Here is a 23822-nt window from a genome sequence, read left to right as displayed (position 1 = left end):
AATGTAAAAAATCGGTCCCTGGGGCGCCGCAGCCCGATTGGAGAGTCGGCTTGGCTGCGGCGCCCGGGAAAGTCGTCCCAGCGACGCTAGGACGTGGCGTCGGCCGTCCACAGACCCAGCCGGATGATCACGAATTCAGCAGGCTTGACCGGCGCCACCCCGATCACGCACACCAGTCGGCCGTTATCGAGATCGTCGCGGGTCATGGTGGTGCGGTCGCATTTGACGAAGAAACCCTGCTCGGGCGTGGTGCCTTCAAGCGCGCCATTGCGCCAGACGGTGGTGAGGAAGTTGCTCACGCTGCGCCGCACCCGGGCCCACAGCTCGTCGGCATTGGGCTCGAACACCACCCATTGCAGGCCGCGGTCGATCGAGTCTTCAAGGAAGATCAGCAAGCGGCGCACATTGATGTACTTGTATTCCTCATCCGAGGTGATGCAGCGCGCGCCCCAGACCCGGATGCCACGGCCCTGCGTGCGGAAGTCGCGGATCACATTGACATTGGTCGGATAGGGGTTGAGCAGGTCCTGCTCGCCCCGGCTGAAGTAGCGGGTGAGGCCGGTGATGCCGCGCACCACTTCGTTGGCCGGGGCCTTGTGGACGCCGCGTTCGTTGTCGACCCGGGCATAGACGCCCAGCATATGGCCCGAAGGCGGCACGGCCAGGTCGCGTGCCAGTCCGGTCGGGAACGGATCGCTGCGGGTCAGCCAGGGGTGATAGAGCGCGGCGTAGCGCGTGTCGTAGCGGCTGCGCAGATTCTGCACATCGCTCAGGGTGTCGTTGGCGGGCGCCGGGCCGTCGAGCACGGCAAAGCGGTAGCGCATCGCTTCGCAATGGTCGATCAGGGCCTGCTGCACCGAGGCGGTGGTCTGACCGGGCACGGCGACCAGTGACAGGTCCTGCGGATTCTTCAGGGCATAGAGTCCGGTGCGCCGGTTCGGCTCGTGATGATCGGCGCCGACATAGAGGGCATCGTTCATCAAGGACACATCGTCACTGCCGCCGCTCAGACGATGCCGGGCCGGCCGGGCCAGTCCCGACGGCTGTGGATCGACCAGCGCCTCGGGGCCGGGCCGGATGGCCTGGCGATTGGCCACGGCGGCCAGGTCGCGCAGCCGGATATAGGCCGACGCCCCTTCCGAGCGACGATCCCAGCGGCGCAGCGGCAGGCCGGCGTCGTCAGCCGGGGCGCCCGGGCTAAAGGTTGCGCCGATCACCCGCTCGATATAGCGGCTATGGCGCGGGTCCATCGACAGCAGGCGGAAAGCCTCCTGATCGAGCAGATTGTCATCGCGCGTCGGCACCGCCGGGTCGGGACGCTGGCGCAGCATCACGGTCAGGCTGAATTCGCGCGAACGGACCTGGGCAAAGCGGCCGGCAGCGAGTGCCGCCGCCACGGCGTTCATATGGGCCGGCTGCAAGCCGGGCGGGTCGAGCAGCACGCGCCGGTTGGGCCGATCGAGCGCCCGGGCCTTGAGCAGCGGCGCGCCGTTGACGGACACACCGTCGGGGTCGAGCAATTCGAGGATGGTGCCCGGCTCGATGCCGTTGAGCGTGGTCAGTTGCAAGGAGGAGAACAGGCCGGGTCCGGGTGGCGGATTGGCCGCCAGGACCGCCGCTCCCGGCGCCAGACCACCGGCTTCTTCGCGACAGGACACCATCAGCCGGTCACCCCAGGCGCCGGCGTCGAGCGCGCGGACCTCAAACAGCGGATCGCGCTCCAGCGCCGGTTCGCCGGCGGCATGGGTGTGCTCGAGCGCCGCGTCGAGCGTCAGTTCACGCGGGTTGGCCGCGATTGCCGCGCCATTGAGGCGGTGCAGATAGACCACACCGTCGCGACCATGGAATCTGAGCAGATCGTTGGCGGCATAGCTGCTGCCGTCGCTGACCAGCAGTTCGCTGCCGCCGGCGGCGACCGGCAGGGCTAGCAGGGCCGGCTGGCGGGTCGCGTCGATGCTGACGCTGACCCGGCTGACCTGGGTGCCGGCCGGGTAGTCGCCTTGCAGCGCATGGACCAGTTGCAGCGCACCGGCATCGGGCGCCACACCCTGCTCGCCGAGCGAGCGGGCGATGGAGAGGTATTCCTCGTTGGGTGAGCTGCCGATGCGCAGCACATCGCCGGGCACCAGCCCCAGGCGGTTATCGAGTGCCAGCGTGCGCGCCCCGGCGCTGGCCGCCTCGGTCAACTGGCGCTGATCGAGGCTGGCGGCCGTGGCGGCAGCCGGGACGGCCGGCAGCGGGCTTTGCAGGATGGCGACGCCGACCGTGGTGTTGATGGCGCTGATGGGGCGGCTGTTGCCGCTGATGGTCAGGTTCATCCCCGCCACCAGCCCGTCCACATTGTCGAGCGGGATCACATCGGCCCGCAGCATGGCCTGGGCCGTGAACGGATTGCCGCCGACCGTGACCGCATCGCCTGCCGCGACGATCCCGGCAAGCGGCGCGGCCAGCGTGACCACCCGCAGATCGGGAATCACGCTGGTGACGACGCCATTATTGGCACCATGGACCAGGGTCATGCCGACTTCGACGCCATGGACGCTGTTGAGCGGCAGTACCGAGCGGGTCGGATAGCCGACCACATTGGCGGCAATCCCACCGACCGTGACAGCAGCGCCGGCCGCGAGCGCGGCGCCCGGTAGTGGGTCGATCAGCCGGACCAGGCCAAGCAGCGGGTCGACCGTCGCCACGACGCCGACATCGCTGCCGCGTGCAAATACCATCCCGGCGGCCATGCCGGCCACGCTGTCGAGCGGGACCACCCGGTTGGACGGAATCGCCACCACCTGGCGCTGATCGACGGCCGCGGTGACGCGGCGGCCGCTGCTGCCGGCCGGATAGGCAGCATAGGCCGGCACGGCCAGCGGCAGGGTAGCCAGTTGGCCGACGGCGTGGACTTCCTCCTGGGCGCTGCCGACCCCGACCACCAATAGCCGGGTGGTGTCGCTCGAACTTGGCCCGTACACCACGCTGTCGCCGGCGCTGGCGGCCAGATCGAGATTGACATTGGCCCCGGCTGGAATGCTCATCCCGCGTACCGTGGCGCCGGCCGGGTAGTCGAGCCGCAGCGGCTGCGCCAGGGTGACGCTGGCCGAGGTGCTGCCGAGGGCGCTGGCGGAGAGGGCATGGACGTATTCGGCCGCTGCGGCGGTCGAGCCGACCTGGAGCAACTGGCGCGAACCCGCGGCGCTCAGGGCATTGTTGAGATTGGTGATGCTGGCCGCACTGCCGCTTACCACGATCACGCTGGCGCCGGCGCTGATCGGCTGTTGCAGCGTCAGATTGATCGCCGGCGCGGCCGGGGTGATGGCCACCAGCCGGGTCGGGGCACCGGCCGGGTGCGAGGCATGGAGCGGGAAGCGCAGCGCCACATGCTGCTGGCTGGCACCGACTGCCTGGACCCGCCGGTAGTCGGCGCGGCTGCCGTCGCCGACGCGCAGCCAGTCGCCGATCGCCAGATTGGCCGGGTCGAGCACATAGAGCCGCGGCAGATTGACCGCCGTGCCGGTGTTCTGCTGGGCGGTGCGCAGCAGCACGCTGCGGCCGACGGCGCTGTTGAGCGGATCGGCATGGAACATCAGGCGACTGGCACGCCGGGCCGTGTCGGGCAGCACCCGGCTGACCCAGGCCCGCTTGCCGCCATTGAGGAAAAAGCCTTCGATCGCGTGCGGCAGATAGGCGTGGCTGCGCCCGGCCGGATCGGTGAATTCGTCCTGTGGCAGCAGGCCGCCGAACAGGCGCTGGTATTCACCGACGCTGGTCACCAGCTGCGGAACGTCGACCGGGCCGCGCTCGGTGACGCCGACCAGCCCCGCCGTGCTGGTGCTGACGCCCTCGATGGGCTTGTGGCTCGCTTGGACTTCCTCGACATAGACGCCGGGGGCGAGGTACTCAGGCATGGCGGTCTCCCGATGCGTGGGTTGGGGTGGAGATCTGGCCGGGCGCCAGGGCGCGGCGGCACTCGACAGGGGCGGCGGACTTCATTCGAATGCCACCACCAGGGTTTGCTGGACCAGCCGGTAATTCGGCTCGACCACCAGATTCAACGGCTGCGGCTGGCTTGGATGAGTGACGCGCAAGCGCGTCAGTGCCACCCGGGCAAGACATGGCAGGCGGAAATAGCCTTCGGCGTCTGCGCTGGTTTCATAACGTTCGAGCCAGTGGTACTCGACCGGCCGAACGCTGTCGTCGATCCGGATGACCGTCCCGGCACTCCATGGCGGCGCTGCATTGAGGAAGGCCACCGCATCGCCCGTCAGGGCCGCGCGGCTCAGGGTATGCGGGTCGTGGGTCGCCGGTATCGCTGCCGGCACGGCCGGGCTGTTGAGCCGGTGCAGATGGCGCAGCGGATGGGCCAGTTCGACCCAGGCCGGCTGGTCGTCGGACGAACTGGTATCGATATGGGCGAGTGGCATCAGCTCATGCCGATCAGGGTCGCTGCCGTCGATCAGCAGTGCCATGCCGACTGCCAGCGTGCGCCGGTCGCTCAGCCGCAGGCGCTGGCTGCCGGGGGGGGCGGTCGCCAGCAGCGTCTTGCTGCGCGGCAGATCGGGCACCACATCGCAGCGCGCCAGGGTGGCGGTCGGGTAGTCGGCATAAAGGCCAGGGGTGAGTCCTACGATCCGGGCCGGTTCCATCAGCGGACCCGGGGCGGCATTGGCAGGCGGAAAGGTGGACCACAGGCCATCGATGCGCAGCTGGGCGCCTGCAAGCGGCTGATTGGCCGGTGTGCCGCGTGCGACCACCCGGCCGCTGAACCTCACGCCCAGCCGATGCAGTACCACGTCGCCATGGTCAAGTGGGGCAAACTGGGCGGGAAAGCCTGTCACCGGCCCGAGCGTGCCGCTGAGCTGGCGCGGCAGATAGCCATCGGCTTCGAGCTGTATCGGCAGCGTCACCGCGCTGGTGGCCAGTGTGGGGAATAGCCGGGCCGGGTGCCCCACCAGTCCGACCAGTCCGCCTGCCGCCACCCGGGCTGCCATATGCGGCGCGAGTGCCGGGTCCGGCATCGTTACACGGCAGCGCTCGATCGGCTGCCCGCTGATCTCGTCGAGCACCCGCGCCTGGACCAGGGCACGCAATCGGTCGGCAGGCGGCGGCGCCCGGTCGGGGCAGAAGTGGAAGCGGGCAGCGCCGGCCGTTTCTTCGCGGCAGTCCATCAGACGGCTTCCTTGAAGCGGGCCGCGCCCGTTTCGGATACCAGCGCATCGACCGGCTTCACCTGCTCGGCATCCTGACCCGAGGTGATCGGGACAATGCTGAGTTCAAACGACACACAGAGCTGGTAGGGCTTGTCGAGCGCATCCCATACCCGGGTGATCTCTTCGAGCGACAGCGTTTCCAGGCGCATGAACAGCTCCAGCCCCGAGCCGGCCAGACTGGCCAGCAGACGCGCGCCGCTCAGGCTCGATTCGTCGTGAAAGGTCTGGAGAATCTTGCCAAGGATCAACTGCTCAAGCTCGGTCGCATCATTGCGGGTGCTGTGGTCGACCAGCGGGGTGATCAGATAGTGCAGACGCAGCGGGAGCGGCCGCCGCTCCAGCTTATCCGCCGCGACCCGGCGCAGCGGCCGGTTCAGGGTGCATTCTTCGCGTTGCAGCAGATACAGCCAGATCGAGACCCCTTCGTTTTCCTTCTCTTCGAGTTCCTGCGGGTTGTCGAGCGTCACGATCATGGTGCCGATGGCATCGGGATTGGGGTCGGCCGGGTCGAAATAGGGCGACAGCTCGGGGTCGTCCTGGAGTGCCAGCTCGACAAAGCGGCGCAGACTCTGGCTGACATCGCGGATCGCCGTTTTCATGATGTGGATTCCACTCCCGGGTTCTGGGCCGCGCGATACAGCGCCTGGCCCGAAGGCAATAGATACAGCTCCAGCTCGCCGGCAGCGACCAAACGGTCCAGGGCACGCTGTACGGCGCGCGGGTCGCACCATAAAGCGCCCAACCACCAGCGGATAATGCCGTCACGGGTGTCCGCCGCTTGGGGTCGCTCGGCCAGATAGGCTCGGATTCCCTGCGCAGCCCAGATCGCTTCGGCCTCGAACCGCGCCTCGCGCGCCGTCGTCACTCCGCTCTCCTGCCAGGCTCTACGGTCCCTATCAACGCAAGCACTGTTCCAGCTTGTTATTGGTTTGATTTTTAAGGATTTTTTGGGGAATACGTGCCGAGGGCATGAGGCCGTGCGCACCCAGGCAGGCGGCTGTGAAAGCCAAGGCCCAGGACGGCGCATCCAAGGCCCGGCAAGCAAAACAGAGGGTGGGACCAAACGGCCCTAGGGTGGGACGATTCCGCCCCAGGTGAAAGTCATCGGGCCATGGGCAGGAAACAGCGTGCAATGAATAACCGACGCCATCGCCTCCAGCGCATTTCCAGCCAATGCGGAGTCAGCTTGTCCAGACCTCAACCCCCGACACCCAGTACTCAAGCAGGCTTCGTGGCAACGCCGATTCAAACGGAAATCCCCTCATGCCAAGGTGGCTTTGCTTGGCTGGACGCCTTGTTGAAAGCCGATTGGCGTAAGGCGGGGTAGAAGCTGATTCGAGTCTGAGGCGATGGAAGCCGGGGAGGTCGGTGGTGCCGGGGGGAGATGGTAGGGAGGATTTCTCTCTATATATAGATAGTGGAGGGTTGATGGAGGATGAGCAGAAAAATATATATTTTATTTGTATGCCTTTCTGATCCTTACAGACGGTTTTCTGGATATTTTAATTTTTTCTGAAACCCCAAAAAAAGACGGACCGCGATGCGGTCCGTTTGCACAAGTTGGTTGGAACTTAGGGGTAATGCAGGTTTGAACTTACCAGCTCAGCTTGAGCTGATAGGTGCCGCTGCTGCCTACGAGGCCCTTGTAGTACTGGACGCGGACATAGCGCACCAGCGGCGTGCTCAGGCGGTTGGTGACGGACAGCTTTTCCCCCTTGCTGCCGGTTTCCTCGCTGCGGCCGATTTCGCTGCCGGTGCTGTTGTAGATCACCAGATCGTAGTCCGAGCTGCTGTTCGGGGTCAGCGTGGCAGTCAGGGTAGCACCCGGCGGCAGGGTGACCTTGTAGTAGTCCTGGTCACGGCTGCTGGTGAAGGTGCCGTTGATGGTGCCGGCCTTGGCCACATCCTGAGCGCCCGACTGGCTGTCGTTGGGCTCGACTTCGCGGCCGGTCGGCGGATCGATGATGATGTCGTCCGACAGGGCACGGGCAGCATCGACGATACCGCTACCGCAACCGTCGCAACGCTCGCTCAGCGGACGGACATTCTTCTTCAGTCGCTCGGCGACCTGATCCGGGGTCAGTTTCGGGAACTTGCTCAGGATCAGTGCAGCGAGACCGGCCACATGCGGCGTCGCCATCGAGGTGCCTTCGTAGTAGGCGTAACCATCGGCTTCCGGACCGGCTTTGCCCATATTGAGCGTGCTCAGAATCCCGTTCTCGGCCTTCTCGCTCAGATCGCCGCCCGGGGCCGACACCGTTACCACCGAACCGTAGTTGGAGTAGGGAGCACGTGCGCCGAGCTTGTTGGTCGCGGCCACCACCACCACGCCCTTGCAGTTGGCCGAGGCGTACAGATCGGCATTGCCGTTGTCGTTGCCGGCGGCCACCACCACCACGGCGCCCAAGGCGCGGGCCTTGTCGATGGCGGCTTGGGTGGTCGGCGAGCAGGCGCGCGGCTTCGGGCTGCCCAGCGACAGGTTGATCACCTTGGCCGGATACGGGTTGGTCGGCACACCGTCCACCTTGCCGCCAGCGGCCCAGATGATGCCGTCGGCGATATCGGAGGTCAGACCACCGCATTTGCCCAGCACGCGGACCGGCAGTACCTTGGCATCCGGCGCCACACCGGCGATCCCGTTGCCGTTGTTGGTGACGGCGGCGACCGTGCCGGCCACATGGGTGCCGTGCCAGCTGCTCGGCGAAGCCGGTTCGCCCGGGCCGCACTCGTCTTGGGCATTGGCGTCACCCGGATCCTGGGCGTCGGCATCACGACCGTCGTCGCCATCGTTGCCGACATCCTTGTCACTGATAAAGTCGTAGCCGCCGACGATATTGCCCTTCAGGTCGGCGTGCGGGCGGTAGCCGGTATCGACCACTGCCACCACCACGCCCTTGCCGGTGGCTTTGTCCCAGGCTGCCGGCAGATTCATGCCACCGACCGGGTCGGTGTAGTCCCATTGCAGGTTAAAGCCCTTGTCATTGGGCGTCATCATGTGACGCATCATCAGATCGGGCTCGGCGTATTCGACGTTACGGTCGAGGGCGGCCATATTGTCGGCCAGCATCTGTGCTTCGGCTTCGCTCAGCGGCTGGGCCAGCTTGATCACCTGGGCACCGGTGCCGATGGTGCGTTCCGCTTTGGCTTCGAGGCCCAGCGACTTCAAGGTCGCGGTGGCGGTGAACTGATTGGCTGTATTACCGGCGGCGCGATTCAGGGTGGGCTTGTACTTCACGATCAACCGGTCGGTCTTGACCACACCGGCAGCTTGGGCCGACAACGCGCCGACCACCAAAGCGCCCAGCAGAGCCGGACGAAGCATATTGGACTTTTTCAAGATTTTCCCCTCATGACGATAGCGGGTTCCCAACCGCTCGCGAACCTGTGATCAGCAGACCAGTCAGTTCAATTTGTCTATTGATAGACATTCCCCATCGAGCGGAGCCGCACCATAGCGGCGGAACCCGGGACAAATAGTTGTCCAGCTTAAACTCGTCACACAACTGTCATGGATGACAGTTGACCAAGTGGTTGCTTCGGTGACTTGGCATGGGGTCGAATTCCATGAAAACCCCGGTTTCTTGACCTAAGTCATTGGCAGCACAGTGCTTAGCGCTCAGGGGCACAGTAACGATGCTGGCATGTTTTGTCAGGGAGAAATCGTTGAAAACAGGCCAATTTTCATGCTGTTGGTTTGACGAGATTCTCTGAATTGCTAATGCTGTCGCGCATCGGCAACAGATAGTTGCTGAACAATTAAATAATAATTAGTGCTAAGAAGACGGTCGCTTTATGGCTGTGTCATGCAATAGCGACCTGCCCGTAGGCTGTGAAAAGGTACAAGAAAAATATCTTTAGTTTTTATATTAAATTGGCTTTAAGTCTTGCCTTTGATTTTCCTGAATTTTTAAATTTGGCTGACCTACTGCTCGCCTGGTCAGGGTGAGACTGCATTTCCGGCTTGCTTGACCGGCTTCATCGGCTTTTTGACCCGACTGGCCGGTCCTCGGTCCTGCACGCTTATTCCCCCTTCCGATCCCTGTTAATGCAAATGGAGTGACAAAAATTGTCACTGACTGACAATTTGATGACGTTGGACTGTGAAAAATTACGGATTCACTAATGGAACTCCCGTTTTCCCACAAGGGTTTATAGGACATTGGCACAATCATTGCGATGGCGGCTATGCGGTCGTAATCGCCATGAATAATCGAGGAGCCCTCTATGCCCCGTATCACCTTGTTTCAGCCGCGTCCGGTGCTGCTTGCTGCCGCCGTCGCCGGCCTGTTCCAACCTCTGGCCAGCGCTGCTGACTGTGATATGCCCACCTGGTTTAACGACGGCCGCCTGTGCCTGCCGGCCGTCGATGTCACCGGCCCCGGTTGGGTAACGCAGTACGACGCCATCCTGCGCCATGTACCGAACAGCACACCGCCGCGTTTCAGGCTGGAAAAAGGTGATCCGGGCAGCAATCAGCCCGGTCGTGGTTCGCTGAGTCTGGGCGATGGCCGACTGCTGCTGCCCACGCTCGAGGTGCGACTCGCCGACGGCAGCGTGCAGCGCCATCAGGTCGAACTGACCTTGCTGCCGCAGACGCAGTCGATCGAATTCCAACTGGCCGAAGCCCAGGCCGCCCCGACGGTCAACGACAATGTGATCTCGATCCAGAACGGTCGCCTGATCCTCCCCGATGTCGCTGCCCCGATCGGTGCTTCGGGCAAGATTCAACATCTGCGGGTCGAATTCAGCGTCATCGCCAACAGCAAGCCCTTGCGCCTGCGTCTGGTGCGGATCGACAACGCCAGCGCCACCAGCAACCCGGCTTTCTATTCGGGCAGCGACGGCCATTTCCTGGTGCCGGTCATGCTGCTTGATGGCAAGCGCGTGCGCGCCCAATTCGCCCCCGATGGCATCGGCTGGGTTCTGCTCTCCGCCACACCGGTGACGACACCCACTCCGACGCCGACACCCACTCCGACGCCGACACCCACTCCGACGCCGACACCCACTCCGACGCCGACACCCACCCCGACGCCGACACCCACTCCGACGCCGACACCCACCCCGACGCCGACGCCCACCCCGACGCCGACGCCCACCCCGACGCCGACACCCACCCCGACGCCGACACCCACCCCGACGCCGACACCCACTCCGACGCCGACCCCAGGCCCGAACCGTGGCATGGCGGCTGAATCGGTTTCAGTGCTGGGTGAAGAGAATTTCCTGCGCACCATCGACGCCGATATGAAGCGGCTGTATCGCAATGTCACGGTGGCGCCGGTCTACAACTCGGTGATTCCTGGCGGGATCAAGGTGATGAACGAGCGTGCCTTCCCGGTGGTCAGCGGCGCTGGCAGCGACCATCTGGCCGTTGGTGCCCGCTTGGGCAAGGGACGGCTGTTTGTCTACGGTCATCAGCAGTTCGGCGAACTGTTGGGCAGCCATGGCAGCGGTCAGGATCAGGTCTTCCTGTCCAACGTCCTGGGCTGGCTCACCGAAAGCAACGCCAATGGCTATGACCGGGCCGTGGCGCGCGGTCAGAAGCTCCAGGTGCTGGTCAAGCAATCGCCGGTCAAGGCGGTGGCGGCTGCCCAGCCGGTCGTGCTGACCACGACCACCGAATTCACCGCAGCTCAGCTCGACCCGGCGCGCTATCCGCTGGTGATCCTCGACTATGAAGTCAGCGATAGCGAAGCCGCCTTGCTGGAAACCTATCTGAAGCAAGGTGGCTCGGTATTGGTGGCGCGTCGCTTCTGGCAGATGATCGACTATCCGTGGGAAGTGATCGCCAAGAAAGTGGCGCCGCGTGGTGTGCAGTATCTGGACTACCCGATGGTGCAACTGCTGCGCAAGGCTGGCATGACCCTGGAAACCTGGGGTGATGGCAAGGGCGGTGCCGTGCAGAACGCCGACGAGGTGCGGGCGCTTTATCCGCCGAGCGCATTCGAGCAGTGGGTGGCTTATCGGATGGGCAAGATCCGGCTGGCCGATATTCCAGGACTGAGCCGCTATGCAGACGACAAGGCCCGTGAAGCGGCCTTGACCAAGAGCGCCTTCAAGCTGTTCGAGGGCAACCCTGAGCATCCGACCCTGACCGGTCTGGTCAGCGCGACCCAGGGTAAGGTGTCATCGGCCATTCTGGGCAAGACCGGCAAGTTCGACTGCGGCGCCCAGGCAGGCCAGCCCGGTCGCAGCTTCGATTGCGACTTTATGGTGCAGTACTACCAGCATCAGACGCTCAAGGCCAATCAGGCGGCCGATCCGCTGGCCAGTAAATTCCCGGGCGTGGTCTCGAGCAAGGAGCGGGCCGGTTCGGTGCGCCTGACGCTCGACACCGCAGGCGGTTCGCAGCGTCTGAGCACCGGTCTTTACGCGGCGCCGGGCGAGAACATCACCATCCGCATGCCCAAGCATGCCGGCTTCAAGGTGATGATCGGTGCCCATAGCGATGGCATCGGCCACCACAGCGAGTGGCAGCGCGCACCCTGGGTCTACAACCATAAGGCGCTGCAAGAAGGCGATAACGTGATCTCGGCCCCGTTCGGCGGTCTGATCTATCTGGTGCCCGATAAGGAGCAGGGCCAGGTGGCCGTGGAGATTGTTGGTGCTGCCCGCGCTGCTTACTTCAAGACCGGCGAAACCAGCGAAGCCGACTGGAACAACCGGATCAAGCAATCGCCGTCACCCTGGGCCGAATTGGCCGGTCGCCGGGTCATCATTACCGTTCCGATCGAAGTTGCCCGCAGCGTCAGCAAGCCCGCCGAGGTCATGGCGCGCTGGGACCGGATGGCCGAAGCCTTCGACCGCTTCATGGGCATGGGCTTCAATCTGGAGCCGCAACATCGCCCGACGCTGCGGCCGCATCGCTATGTGCCCGATGTGCAGATCTCGGCCGGCTGGATGCACAGCGGCTACCCGATCATGACCGATGTCTCGGTCGCGCCCGATTGGGTCAAGCTCGACGGCAAGCCCTATCCGGGCGGTTGGGGCGAGTGGCACGAGCTGGGCCACAACTCGCAGATGGGGGAATGGACCTGGTCCGGTCTGACCGAAGTCACCAACAATCTGCATTCGCTCAATATCCAGACCCTCAACGGCCAGCGCGAGCGGATCGACGAAGCTGGCGACTATGCCCGGGCCGATGCTTACCTCAAGCAGCCCAACCGCGACTTCGATGCGATGGACGATGTGTGGCTCAAGCTGGTGATGTTCTGGCAGCTCAATCTGGCCTACAAGAACAAGGATTTCTATCCGCGTCTCCATGCCGCCTATCGCGATCTGGGCAAGGCGGGCCTGCTCAAGGACGAAAGCTATCCGAGCAGCGTCGATGCCCGACGCAATATGTTTGCCTTGGCCGCAAGCAAGGTGGCGGGCTACAACCTGCTGCCGTTCTTCGATAAGTGGGGCTTCAAGACCAACGCCGAAACTCGCGCCAAGATCGAAGCCCTGAAATTGCCGGCCAGCCCGATCGATCCCTCGGTTTGCCGGGCGGGGAAGTGTTAACGATGAATAGCGGAATAGTGTGTTGAATAGTTCTTGAATAGACAGACTGCCCGGTCAAGCCGGGCAGTCTGTTTTTGCAAGCAGGAGCTTACAGCGCTATTGGGCGAATCCTATCTGTCCGTCGTTGAGAAGATAGAAAGAAAGATTCTTGTATTGGTAAATAATATCGGCAGTCTGTTTGAATTTCAGGCTGTCCTCCACATATTCGACGCCAAACAGACTGCCCATCTCAGGCTTCTTCTTGCCAGTAATTTCCTTGTTGGGAAACAGCACCAGATTGAATCCATTCTTTCTGTGGGCGGATGAGAATTTAATGCCATCGACCGGATGGCAGTGCACACTGGAAAGATATTCGGCCATCGCCTGGGTCATGATATAGTCGGTTTCCATGCCCGGCATCACGGGCTGGGAAATCAACTGATGAAGTGCCCGCAGAAATCCACGTTTCTTCACTTCACTTAGAAAATCTTGGTGGAAATAATTGATTTCGCAGTGAACTCTCTCCAGCAGGGAGAAGTCGAGTATCCGCAAGTCCCGTTTGGTCTTCACTTGAATGATCGCTGACTGACAACCAAGAGGAGGACGCATTTCCGCCAGGCAGGTCTCCTCATCAAAAGCCATATACAGCACCACCACCCCTTCGGCATTCATCCTGCCCGCACTCGCCTTGTCGCGTGGCGGCGGGCCGAGATGGCCAACCGGGTCTTGCTGGATGGCCTTGAGTTCAGAAGGCTTGCACAGCCGCGCCCGGTAGAAGACCTCGGATTTTGGAATGTCCTGAACGACCCGCTGGCGCTTACCATGCGCGACCACGACAAGATCGTCTATATCGCCAAACAGGGTATCGAAGAAATCCTTGGCTCGTTCGCTGAAGAATTTCCGGCTATAGCGTAATTCCTCCTCGACCCGTTTCCATTCCTTGTAGTGTTCCTGCGCATTGATTTCTTTCTTGACGTACTGGCCCTGCTTTTTCCAAAAGGCAGTGCTTCTCTTGTCGAGATTGTGTTTCTCGGCACGGATCAGGCCATTGATAATCTCATCGACCCATTCGCCGGAATCGCCAACGGCTTTCTGCACGATTTCGCGTAGCGACAAGGTATGGTTGTGGCCGGAATCTTCCGGCTTTCCCCAAATCTCCCGCAGATTCTTATTCAGGATGCTGCCGATTTGTTCGGCTGTCAGAACTGTCTGCCTGGTCTTGCAGAGAGTGCAGCGTTTTGCTGTGCCGCTTGCTTGGATAAGGCGGGCGAGTTCGGGGTTGTTGGTGCAGCGGGGACAAATCGCAGTAGCCATTGTTTACCTCCAGCGACGAGGGGTTTCATTTTGGCGCTGTAGGATAATTATAAGGTCTGCAATGAATGCGGCTTGGAATAATGCTGGTGTATTTTGTTGGTGATAACAAAATCGCAGCAGGATCTCCCAATGTTGGGAATTAATGGAAGTTTTGTTGTGAAAGGGTAAGGAGTTGGTGCTGGAGCCGATGGTGAGGCGGATGGTTTTGCATTGTGTGGACGCCTTCAAGGTATCAACAGCACCTTCAACGTTCCATCGACCACCAACCTGTCCATATAGCCGATACTCGACGGATTGGCATTCAATAGCCGCTTCATATCGTTACTGTTCTGCACTTCCTGTGGCGGTCTTCCCTTGCCGTTGAAAATCATCTTCGACCAGTGCATCCGCACCTGAACAGGCGTCTTGTTGGCGACCTGGGAATAGAACTGCTGCCGCAAGGGTGACTCTTCCGCCAGATCGACCGGCACGATACGGCCACTGCCGGGGAGTTCGTGAATCTGGCCCAGATAGAGATTGGCCACCTGTTCGCGGCTCAGCTTGCTCAGCGGGCTCTGGCTGCTGGCGACGACTACCCAGTCGGCGGCACAGGTGCTCTGTAGCGCAGCCACGGCAAGGAGCAGGCAGAGCCGACGACGGATTTGCGGGGTTGAGCGCAGCGCGGTATCGGTGGGCATGGTTGGCTCCGCTCAGAAGATAAAGTCGAGCGACACGGCGATGATCCGTACCGAACCGAAATCTGACAGCCGCGTATTAGGCGGCAGGGCGGAATTGGGCAGCAGATTGCCGTTGCCAAAAGTGCTGGTATAGCGGCCGTGCTCGGGCTTTAGCCAGTCGTGCTGGAATTTGATCGCCGCATGTTTGCCCAGCTCACGGCGCAGACCAATCGACAGACTGCTTTGATCGGTCGAGGAATTGCGCAATACCAGTGCTGGTCGATTAGCGAATTCAGGCGATGGTTGCAGAATATATTCGCGCGTATTGGCTTTGTGTCGTGCCACCACGGCATAGGGCAACCAGTCGCCCAAGCGGCGCGCCACGCTCAGATACCAGGCACTGCCCGACGCCACTTGCGAGTCGCCATTGTCGCGATAAGCCAATTCGCTCTGGATCAGCCATTTCCCGTCGTCGTAGCTGCCGCCGATGGCCAGCACCCGAAACGGCTTGTGTTCGACATCGAACTGCTCGGCGAGCCGGGCAAAGCCTGGATAGACCCGCTCGCAACCCAGGCCACCGCAACCGGGTGGGCCGATCTGCGCCCGGGAGATATTCATCTTGTTGCCGTTGCTGTCTGCCAGCGAATGATCGCTGTCCATATAGGCCAGCCGAACCATCCAGGGGTCGCGCTGCAAGGTGGCGTTAAAGCCGATCATGCGGTGATATTCGATCAGCCGTGCCGTATTGATATAGAGATCGTACTTGCCCCAGAAGCCCTGCAAGGCATAGGTCATCTCGCCCAGATTGCCGCGGTAGAGTGCATCGACCCCATCGACATTGTTGAGCGTCAACAGGCCATAGAATTCGAGCGGCGGTCGAATCCATGGATTGCTGTAGTTGACGTTGCGGTAGTCCGACACCATCAGCATCGGCGTGATGAAGCGACCGGCCCGCAAGGTCAGCGAGGGACGGGCGCGCCAGGCGATATAGGCCCAGTCGAGCTGCGGGTCGAAATTGTTTTTGTAGTTGTGGCGGGAAAGCAGCTGGATGGTCAGGTCAAGACTGTCGAGCGGACTGACGCTGCCCTGCACGCCGAGCACGGTTTCGTTCTTGAACGACCATTCCTTGAAGATGCCGTTCGATTGCTGGGCGCTGCCGCGATACTGGGCGTAGGGCGTGTCGGAATGGGTGATCCCTAGGGTGCCAAAGCCGCCGAGGCGCCAGCGCTCCGTGTCCTCGGCGCAGACGGCGCTCTGGACGACGAGCGTTATCAGGGACAGCCATTTACCCATCGCTGGCTCCTTTGCCGCGGGAGAAGACGGCGCCCCGGACCAGCCAAACAGGGCGCCTTTGCTGAACGTTAGAAAAGTGAGCCGGGAAACTCAAGCATGGCGGTAAATATCTGGCTTATCTCAATAAATTAAAAAAACTGGACAATAGGCTACTAATACCACGGCGGTAATGAATGATTATATAAAATATCATGATAAATCTGCTCCGAATCTCGCTGATAGGCTATTGCCACGGGACGAGGCAAACCACTACGCCTGTCCAGGATCCGGACAGGCGATAGGGTCAGAATAGTCAAGCGAAGGGAAGGGCGAGGGAGCAGTCGTACCAACGGCAGCAAATGTTTCGCTGATCCGCTGGACCGAGTTATTGCCGGGCGGTACGCAGATTGGCCGGCGCCGGCTGGCTGAAGTTGGTGCGGAACGGATTGATATCGAGCCCGCCGCGCCGGGTATAGCGGGCATAGACCGACAGCGCCTCCGGCTGGCACTGGCGCTGGATGTCCATGAAGATGCGCTCGACGCACTGCTCATGGAATTCGTTGTGCTGGCGGAACGACACCAGATAACGCAGCAAGGCCGCCTGATCGAGCGGCCGTCCCCGATAGTGGATGCGCACGCTGCCCCAGTCGGGCTGGCCGGTGACCAGACAATTGGACTTGAGCAGATTGGAAGTCAGCACCTCTTCGACCACCGGCTCGTCCAGGGCCACCAGAAGTGTCGGGTCGGGGCTGTAGCGCTCGATCTCGACATCGAGCCGGTCAATGCAGACCCCCTCCAGTTCCGCCAGCTTTTCCTGGCCAAATGCCTCCGGCAACACCAATCGGACCGCCACCTTGGCGCCTGCAGCAGCGCTCAGATCGTCGCTCAGATGCCGGCGCAGCACTTCGGGCTCGTCAAGCCGGGTCTGGTTGAAGCTGTTGAGATAGAGCTTGAACGATTTGGATTCGATCAGATTGGGGCTGTCGGCGGGCACCGTGAAGCTCGCCAGGGCAATCTGTGGTTTACCGCGCGGGTTGAGCCAGGACAGCTCATAGGCATTCCAGATGTCCGCGCCGAAAAACGGCAGCGTGGCCCCGACCCCGATCTCATCGCGCTTGGCCTGGCGCGGAATCGGAAATAACAGGCTGGGATCGTACTGGTCGGCATAGGTGGTGGTTCGGCCGAGAGGGGAGTGTTCGACGGTCATGGCTGGCAGCTTGTGTACAGGGAAAATACTTGAGGATGGCTCGGGGGTGAATAAACGCTCCCGCCTGATCGAGGCGGGAGCGCGGGGGCAGATTATCCGATATCGAAACGAATCCCTTGCGCCAGCGGTAGATGGTCGCCGTAGTTGATGGTGTTGGTGACGCGCCGCATATAGTTTTTCCAGGCATCCGAACCCGATTCGCGGCCGCCGCCGCTGTCCTTGTCGCCACCGAAGGCACCGCCGATCTCGGCGCCGCTCGTGCCGATATTGACGTTGGCGATGCCACAGTCCGAACCGGCCGGGCTTAGGAACTGTTCCGCCTCGCGCAGGCTGTCGGTAAAGATGGCCGAACTGAGACCCTGCGGCACGGCGTTATGCAGATCGATGGCGTCGTGCAGCTCTTCATAGCTCATCACATAGAGGATGGGCGCAAAAGTCTCTTCATTGACCACTTCCAGATTGCCCGGCACCCGCACCAGTGCCGGATGGACGTAATAGCCGCCTTCGGGCACATCCTGCTCGACCCGTTCCCCGCCGCACAGCAAGGTCGCGCCCTGCCGTTGGGCCGCTTGCAGGGCGGCCTGCATGGCCCAGTAGGCGTCGGCGTCGATCAGCGGGCCGACCAGCGTATGCGGATAACGCGGGTCGCCGATCGGCAGGCTGCTGAAGGCACGCACCAGCCGCGGCAGCAATTGCTCGATCAGGCTTTCATGGACGATCAGCCGGCGCAGGCTGGTGCAGCGCTGACCACAGGTGCCCACGGCGGCAAACACGATGGCGCGCAGGGCCAGTTCCAGATCGGCCGACGGGGTGACGATCATCGCGTTATTGCCGCCCAGCTCAAGCAGGCTGCGGCCGAGCCGGCCCGCCACGGTCTGCGCGACGGCGCGGCCCATCCGGGTCGAGCCGGTGGCGGAAATCAGCGGCAGCAAGGGATGCGCCGCCAGCCGCTCGCCCACTTCGCGTTCACCCAGGACCAGATGGCAAGGGTGGACCGGCACCAGTTCGGTGCCCATCGACTCCACCACCTCATCGACCAGTGTCTGCACTGCCAGTGCACACAGCGGGGTTTTCTCCGACGGTTTCCATACCACCCCATCGCCGCAGACCAGCGCCAGCATGGCATTCCAGGCCCAGACCGCCATCGGGAAATTGAAGGCGGTGATCACGCCGACTGCACCCAGCGGATGCCATTGCTCCATCATCCGATGCTGCGGCCGCTCGGAGACGATGGTCAGGCCATGGAGCTGACGCGACAGGCCGACGGCGAAATCGCAGATATCGATCCATTCCTGCACTTCGCCTTCGGCCTCGGCAGTGATCTTGCCGGCTTCGAGCGTGATCAGCTGGGCCAGGGCAGTCTTGCGCTGCCGCACCAGGATGCCGATACGCCGCACCAGTTCACCGCGCAGCGGCGCCGGGACACTGCGCCATTTGAGATAGGCACCATGGGCCGCCTCGATCGCCAGATTGACGATGCCGGCCGAGGCCGGGGCGAAGTGGCCCAGGGTCAGGCCGTGGATCGGCGATGTCAGCGCCCGGGCCTCCTCGTCGGCGTAATGGGCTTCCCCGGCGACCAGCGCCGACGGCCAGATCGGTTCGGCGGCGTAGCGCGTCAGGCCGAGTTCGGCCAGCAGGGCAGGTGTCAAAGGCATTGCGTCGGCTCCCAGGAAGTCGGTTGGATCGAAAAGGACAAGGCGGCCTTCCACAAGCCCGCACGGACAAGCCTGTGGGGCGCTTGTGGATAAGCGGCCCAAGTGCTTGAGACGACGGAGAAAAACCGGATTGCCTATTTTTTGGGCAGACGTGTCTGCCCGTTTATTCTGTCGTGCCGAGAAGACGAACGCCGCGCCGGAAACCGGGCGCGGCGTGATCAGGTCAGCTATGCGCTTTACGCATGACTATTGGAAACATTGCAAGATGAAGACTTGCAGATGAATTCCAGAGCCATGCGCTTTACGCATAAGTCTACCGTTTACAGCTTGGCCCGCACCCAGTCGGCCACGCTTTGCAGTGCAGCGGGCAGGGCGGCGGGATTGGTGCCGCCGGCCATGGCCATATCGGGCCGGCCGCCACCCTTGCCGCCGACTTGCTGGGCCACCGCGTTGACCAGTTCGCCGGCCTTGAGAGTGCCGGTCAGGTCGGCGCTGACGCCGGCGGCCAGCGACACCTTGCCATCGGCCACGGCAGCCAGCACCACGGCGCTGCGGCCGAGCTTGGACTTGAGCTTGTCGATCATTTCGCGCAGCGCGTTGGCATCGGCGCCTTCGACCTGGACGGCCAGCACCTTGACGCCGCCGATCTCGACGGCCTGCTCGCCCAGCCGGTCGCCTTCGCTGGCGGCTTGCTTGGCCTTGAGTCGGGCCAGTTCCTTTTCGAGCGTCTTGACCTGGTCCTGGATCTTTTCCAGCTTGCCGACCAGATCGCCCGGTTGGGCCTGGACCAGCGCGGTGGCGGTCTTGATCTCGCGTTCCATCTGATGGACATAGGCCAGCGCGCCTTCGCCCGTCACCGCTTCGACGCGGCGGATGCCGGCCGCGACGCCGCCTTCGGCCACGATCTTGAAGAAGCCGATATCACCGGTGCGCTCGACGTGGGTGCCGCCGCACAGTTCGGTCGAGAAGTCGCCCATCTTGAGCACCCGCACCTCATCGCCATATTTCTCGCCGAACAGCGCCATGGCGCCCGAGGCGATGGCCTGGTCGTAATGCATATGGGCAGCGCTGACCGGGTGGTTGCGCATGATTTCCTGGTTGACCAGCGCTTCGATGCGCGACAGCTCATCGGCCGTGACCGGCTGACCATGGGCGAAGTCGAAGCGGGTACGTTCGCTGTTGACCAGCGAACCCTTCTGGGCCACATGCTCGCCCAGCACCTTGCGCAGGGCGCTGTGCAGCAGATGGGTGGCAGAGTGGTTGCGGGCGGTGGCCTGACGCTTGTCGCGGTCGATCCGGGCGGTGACGCTGTCGCCGAGCCTGAGCGTGCCGCCGCTGAGCCGGCCCAGATGGCCGAATACGGCGCCCTTGATCTTGCGGGTATCGATCACCTCGAAGCGGGCGGCCTGACTGTCGAGCTGGCCGACATCGCCGACCTGACCGCCGCCTTCGGCGTAGAAGGCGGTGCTGTCGAGCACCACCATGCCTTCTTCGCCGGCTTCGAGCGTCTCGACCGCCTGACCTTCATGATAGAGCGCCAGCACTCTGGCCTCGACGCTGCTTTCGCTATAGCCCTGGAACTGGGTGTCGGCGCCCTCGTAGGCCACCTGGGTGTTCATGGTGAACTGGCTGCTGTTGCGGCTGCGTTCACGCTGGGCTTCGAGTTCGGCTTCGTAACCGGCCATATCGATCTCGATGCCACGCTCGCGGCAGATATCGGCAGTCAGGTCGATCGGGAAGCCGAAGGTGTCGTTGAGCTTGAAGGCCGTCTTGCCGTCGAGCTGCTGCTTGCCGCCTTCGAGCGCGCCTTCGAGCAGGGCCATGCCGTTGTCGAGCGTGCGGGCGAACAGTTCCTCTTCGGCCTTGAGCACGGCGACGATGCGATCCTGGCCGCTCTTGAGTTCGGGGTAGGCGTCACCCATCGCCAGCACCAGATCGGGCACCAGCTTATGGAAGAACAGCCCCTTCTGGCCGAGCTTGTAGCCGTGGCGGATGGCACGGCGGATGATACGGCGCAGCACATAGCCGCGCGTATCGGGCGAAGGCAGCACGCCGTCGGCGATCAGGAAGGAACAGGCGCGGATATGGTCGGCGATGACCTTGAGCGACGGGGTTTCCTGGTTGTAGGGCACGCCGGTTTCCCGCGCGGCGGCTTTGAGCAGATCGACGAACAGGTCGATCTCGTAGTTGGCGTGAACGTGTTGCATCACGGCCGAGATCCGCTCCAGGCCCATGCCGGTATCGACCGAGGGCTTGGGCAGCGGGTGCAGTGTACCGGTCTCGTCGCGGTTGAACTGCATGAACACGTTGTTCCAGATCTCGATGAAGCGGTCGCCGTCTTCTTCGGCCGATCCGGGCGGGCCGCCCCAGATATGGTCGCCATGGTCATAGAAGATTTCGGTGCACGGACCGCACGGGCCGGTATCGCCCATCTGCCAGAAGTTGTCCGAGGCGTAGGGGGCACCCTTGTTGTCGCCGATGCGCACGATCTTGTCGGCCGGGATGCCGATTTCCTTGTGCCAGATGTCGTAGGCTTCGTCGTCGCTGGCGTACACCGTCACCATCAGTTTTTCCTTGGGCAGACCGAGCCATTGCGGGGCGGTCAGGAATTCCCAGGCGTAGCGGATGGCGTCTTGCTTGAAATAGTCGCCGAAGCTGAAGTTGCCCAGCATCTCGAAGAAGGTGTGATGGCGGGCGGTGTAGCCGACGTTTTCCAGATCGTTGTGCTTGCCACCGGCGCGCACGCATTTCTGCGAAGTGGTGGCGCGGCTGTAGGGGCGCTTGTCGAAGCCGAGGAAGACGTCCTTGAACTGGTTCATGCCGGCGTTGGTAAACAGCAGCGTCTGATCGCCGACCGGGACCAGGCTCGACGACGCCACCACCTGATGACCCTTGGAGGCGAAGAAGTCGAGGAATTTCTGGCGGATTTCTGAGGTACGCATGACGATGGGGAGGGCTATTTGAGCTAAAGCGCGATTATGCCTTAGAACCGGTGCCGAAGTGGATAGAAGGGCCGGCTGCGGCAGAAATAGAAAAATATCAGCCAAACAGACGCAAATACTGTTGCTGCTTATAAGAAAAAAGGAAAACTCCTCCCGGCACCATTGCAGCAGATATGACGAAACGCCAGTGCTGTGACCGGCGAGCCCTCAGCCGCTGCCCGACCGTTTGTCGCGTGAAGACGCGGCCTGCCCCAAGGCCCTCACCAGCTCGGCCTTTGCCGTCTAGAGTTAAAAATAAAATATATTTTTCATGGCCTTATGAGATAGATCATGTCCGACTCGATGCTGCTACAGAAAGCCCTGCTGGCGATTGCGCAGGAAACCAGCGTAGGGCAGGTCTACTTCGACTTCATGACCCGGGCCTTGTGCGAGCAGCTCGCTGTCCGCTATGCCCTGGTCGGTCTGGTCAGCGAAGACCAGTTTCATGTCGAAACGGTGTCTTTGTGCGTCGACGGCCAGCTTGTACCCAATATGCGCTACGAGCTGGCCCATACGCCGTGCGAGAGTGTGTACGGCAAGTGCATGTGCATCTATCCGCAGGGAGTGGCCGATCTGTTTCCCAAGGACACGCTATTGCGCGAGATGGGCGTGGAAAGCTATCTGGGTGCGCCGATCTTCGACACGGGCGGTCATGCGATCGGGCTGGTGGTGCTGCTCGACGACAAGGCGTTTATCGATACCTCCGAGCGGCGCACCGTGGTCCAGGTCTATGCTGCCCGCGCCGGTGCCGAGATCGACCGGATGCGTTTTGAGAATTCATTGCGCACGCTCAACCATCGGCTCGAAGCCGAAGTCGAGGCGCGCACCCGCGATCTGCTCAACGCCAATCGTCAGCTCGACAATTTCTCCCACTCGGTCGCCCACGATCTGCGCGCGCCCTTGCGCCATATGAGCAGCTTCTGCGAGCTGCTGCTCGAATTGCCCGAGGTGGCCGGTTCGGCCGAAGCAAGCCGCTGCGCCAATATCATCATCAAGTCGAGCCGCAAGATGGCCAGCATGATCGAGTCGGTGCTCGAATTCTCCCGGCTGGCCCGGGCCGAGCCGCATGCCCAGACGCTCGATGCCGCCCTGATGATCGCCGAAGTGGCCGAAGAGGCCCGCAGCGTGCTCGAAGGCCGGCCATGTGAATTGAGTCTGCCGCAGCAGGGCACGCTCTATGGCGATCCGATGCTGTTGCGGATGGCCCTGGCCAATCTGATCGGCAACGCTTTCAAATATTCGCGGCTGCGCGATACGGTCAAGGTCCAGGTCACTCTAGAGCTGCTGCCAGACGGCTTTGTCCGGCTCAGCGTGCGCGACAACGGCGTCGGCTTTGAGATGAACCAGGCCGACAAGCTGTTCGGCCTGTTCCAGCGCCTGCATGAATCGAGTCGTTTCGAAGGGCACGGGGTTGGACTGGCCAATGTGCGCAATATCGTGGTTCGCCACGGCGGCCGGGTCGGTTGCGAGGCGGCGCCCGACCAGGGTGCCTGCTTCTGGATCGAGCTGCCGGGAGAGGCAGCATGAGCGCCTTGCGGCATTTCCTGTTGGCCGAAGACGATGAGCTCGATGCCGAACTGGCACTGCGGGCCTTCAAGCGTTCGAATCTCGTCAATGAGATTCATCTGGTGCCTGATGGCATCGAGGCGATGAGCCATCTGGAAACCTGCCTGGAGCGCGGCGAGCCGCTGCCGGCGGTGGTGCTGCTCGATATCAAGATGCCACGTCAGGACGGTCTGGCCACGCTCAAGGTGATCAAGGCCCATCCCAGGCTGTCGCATCTGCCCGTGGTGATGCTGACCTCCTCGCGTGAGCATGGCGATATGCTGGTTTCCTACAAGGACGGGGTGAACGCCTATATCGTCAAGCCGATCGAGCAGAATGCGTTTATTGATGTGATCCGGGCCTTGGGGCTGTTCTGGGGGGTAGTGAATCGGCTGCCCGACGACTGAGCGGCCGGCCCCTCCTATCTTTAACTGGGGAAGTGGGCAGCGGCACTGCTAGGACACAGGCATAATGTGGCCTCGTTTCGATAGGTTTTCCGAACCCTG

At 62.4% G+C, this 23822-nt stretch carries 14 protein-coding genes; 3 read left to right on the top strand and 11 right to left on the bottom strand.

The features are described from left to right. Positions 1–86: 86 nt before the first annotated feature. The 5 genes from ACFOW7_RS04555 to ACFOW7_RS04535 form a co-directional block, all read right to left on the bottom strand. Positions 87–3899 carry a phage tail sheath subtilisin-like domain-containing protein gene (locus tag ACFOW7_RS04555; RefSeq protein WP_378161512.1) on the bottom strand — a complete coding sequence of 1271 codons (3813 nt, stop codon included), beginning with the start codon at positions 3897–3899 and terminating at the stop codon, positions 87–89. An 81-nt stretch (positions 3900–3980) separates the two neighbouring features. Continuing rightward, a complete protein-coding gene (locus ACFOW7_RS04550; RefSeq protein ID WP_378161510.1) occupies positions 3981–5159 on the bottom strand; it encodes a hypothetical protein in 1179 nt (392 codons plus the stop codon). Beyond that, positions 5159–5800 carry a DUF4255 domain-containing protein gene (locus ACFOW7_RS04545; protein WP_378161508.1) on the bottom strand — a complete coding sequence of 214 codons (642 nt, stop codon included), beginning with the start codon at positions 5798–5800 and terminating at the stop codon, positions 5159–5161. Before ACFOW7_RS04545 ends, ACFOW7_RS04550 begins: the two co-directional genes overlap by 1 nt. Continuing rightward, positions 5797–6066: a hypothetical protein gene (locus tag ACFOW7_RS04540; protein WP_378161506.1), complete on the bottom strand. Its 270-nt coding sequence runs from the start codon at positions 6064–6066 to the stop codon at positions 5797–5799. Before ACFOW7_RS04540 ends, ACFOW7_RS04545 begins: the two co-directional genes overlap by 4 nt. 729 nt (positions 6067–6795) lie before the next feature. Then, the gene (locus tag ACFOW7_RS04535; RefSeq protein ID WP_378161504.1) at positions 6796–8523 is read right to left on the bottom strand and encodes a S8 family peptidase; all 1728 of its coding nucleotides are present in this window, start codon (positions 8521–8523) and stop codon (positions 6796–6798) included. A 902-nt stretch (positions 8524–9425) separates the two neighbouring features. On the opposite strand from ACFOW7_RS04535, the gene ACFOW7_RS04530 reads away from it, so the two are divergent. After that, the gene (locus tag ACFOW7_RS04530; protein ID WP_378161502.1) at positions 9426–12707 is read left to right on the top strand and encodes a M60 family metallopeptidase; all 3282 of its coding nucleotides are present in this window, start codon (positions 9426–9428) and stop codon (positions 12705–12707) included. Positions 12708–12803: 96 nt separating this feature from the next. On the opposite strand, the gene ACFOW7_RS04525 is transcribed toward ACFOW7_RS04530, so the two are convergent. The 6 genes from ACFOW7_RS04525 to alaS form a co-directional block, all read right to left on the bottom strand. Continuing rightward, on the bottom strand, positions 12804–14000 hold the full coding sequence (locus ACFOW7_RS04525) for an RES family NAD+ phosphorylase (protein ID WP_378161500.1): 1197 nt from the start codon (positions 13998–14000) through the stop codon (positions 12804–12806). A gap of 224 nt (positions 14001–14224) precedes the next feature. After that, a complete protein-coding gene (locus ACFOW7_RS04520; protein WP_378161498.1) occupies positions 14225–14677 on the bottom strand; it encodes a hypothetical protein in 453 nt (150 codons plus the stop codon). A gap of 12 nt (positions 14678–14689) precedes the next feature. After that, entirely contained in the window at positions 14690–15949 is a 1260-nt protein-coding gene (locus ACFOW7_RS04515; RefSeq protein ID WP_378161496.1) for a hypothetical protein, read from the bottom strand. A gap of 364 nt (positions 15950–16313) precedes the next feature. Then, positions 16314–17135 carry an NADPH-dependent 7-cyano-7-deazaguanine reductase QueF gene (gene queF / locus ACFOW7_RS04510; protein ID WP_378161494.1) on the bottom strand — a complete coding sequence of 274 codons (822 nt, stop codon included), beginning with the start codon at positions 17133–17135 and terminating at the stop codon, positions 16314–16316. A 92-nt stretch (positions 17136–17227) separates the two neighbouring features. Then, positions 17228–18790 carry an L-piperidine-6-carboxylate dehydrogenase gene (amaB, locus tag ACFOW7_RS04505; RefSeq protein WP_378161492.1) on the bottom strand — a complete coding sequence of 521 codons (1563 nt, stop codon included), beginning with the start codon at positions 18788–18790 and terminating at the stop codon, positions 17228–17230. A gap of 320 nt (positions 18791–19110) precedes the next feature. Continuing rightward, complete coding sequence (alaS, locus tag ACFOW7_RS04500; RefSeq protein ID WP_378161490.1) at positions 19111–21732, bottom strand: alanine--tRNA ligase; 2622 nt, start codon at positions 21730–21732, stop codon at positions 19111–19113. Positions 21733–22062: 330 nt separating this feature from the next. Here alaS and ACFOW7_RS04495 point away from each other — a divergent pair, with 330 nt between their 5' ends. Further along, positions 22063–23298 (top strand): GAF domain-containing sensor histidine kinase, encoded by a 1236-nt coding sequence (locus ACFOW7_RS04495; protein ID WP_378161488.1) that lies wholly within the window; start codon positions 22063–22065, stop codon positions 23296–23298. Then, complete coding sequence (locus ACFOW7_RS04490) at positions 23295–23723, top strand: response regulator (RefSeq protein ID WP_378161486.1); 429 nt, start codon at positions 23295–23297, stop codon at positions 23721–23723. Before ACFOW7_RS04495 ends, ACFOW7_RS04490 begins: the two co-directional genes overlap by 4 nt. Positions 23724–23822: the final 99 nt, after the last annotated feature.

The organism is Chitinimonas lacunae (genome assembly GCF_042650885.1).
Taxonomy (GTDB): Bacteria; Pseudomonadota; Gammaproteobacteria; order Burkholderiales; family Chitinimonadaceae; genus Chitinimonas_A; species Chitinimonas_A lacunae.
The sequence above is the reverse complement of the archived record's forward strand: the minus strand, read 5'-3'. Positions and strand labels throughout refer to the sequence as shown.

What these genes read in the sequence shown, in the direction of transcription:
- ACFOW7_RS04525 (WP_378161500.1), bottom strand. Translation starts at nt 14,000, where the DNA reads ATGGCTACTGCGATTTGTCCCCGCTGCACCAACAACCCCGAACTCGCC.
- ACFOW7_RS04545 (WP_378161508.1), bottom strand. Translation starts at nt 5,800, where the DNA reads ATGAAAACGGCGATCCGCGATGTCAGCCAGAGTCTGCGCCGCTTTGTC.
- ACFOW7_RS04495 (WP_378161488.1), top strand. Translation starts at nt 22,063, where the DNA reads ATGTCCGACTCGATGCTGCTACAGAAAGCCCTGCTGGCGATTGCGCAG.
- ACFOW7_RS04550 (WP_378161510.1), bottom strand. Translation starts at nt 5,159, where the DNA reads ATGGACTGCCGCGAAGAAACGGCCGGCGCTGCCCGCTTCCACTTCTGC.
- ACFOW7_RS04515 (WP_378161496.1), bottom strand. Translation starts at nt 15,949, where the DNA reads ATGGGTAAATGGCTGTCCCTGATAACGCTCGTCGTCCAGAGCGCCGTC.
- ACFOW7_RS04490 (WP_378161486.1), top strand. Translation starts at nt 23,295, where the DNA reads ATGAGCGCCTTGCGGCATTTCCTGTTGGCCGAAGACGATGAGCTCGAT.
- queF (WP_378161494.1), bottom strand. Translation starts at nt 17,135, where the DNA reads ATGACCGTCGAACACTCCCCTCTCGGCCGAACCACCACCTATGCCGAC.
- ACFOW7_RS04535 (WP_378161504.1), bottom strand. Translation starts at nt 8,523, where the DNA reads ATGCTTCGTCCGGCTCTGCTGGGCGCTTTGGTGGTCGGCGCGTTGTCG.
- ACFOW7_RS04530 (WP_378161502.1), top strand. Translation starts at nt 9,426, where the DNA reads ATGCCCCGTATCACCTTGTTTCAGCCGCGTCCGGTGCTGCTTGCTGCC.
- ACFOW7_RS04555 (WP_378161512.1), bottom strand. Translation starts at nt 3,899, where the DNA reads ATGCCTGAGTACCTCGCCCCCGGCGTCTATGTCGAGGAAGTCCAAGCG.
- ACFOW7_RS04520 (WP_378161498.1), bottom strand. Translation starts at nt 14,677, where the DNA reads ATGCCCACCGATACCGCGCTGCGCTCAACCCCGCAAATCCGTCGTCGG.
- alaS (WP_378161490.1), bottom strand. Translation starts at nt 21,732, where the DNA reads ATGCGTACCTCAGAAATCCGCCAGAAATTCCTCGACTTCTTCGCCTCC.
- amaB (WP_378161492.1), bottom strand. Translation starts at nt 18,790, where the DNA reads ATGCCTTTGACACCTGCCCTGCTGGCCGAACTCGGCCTGACGCGCTAC.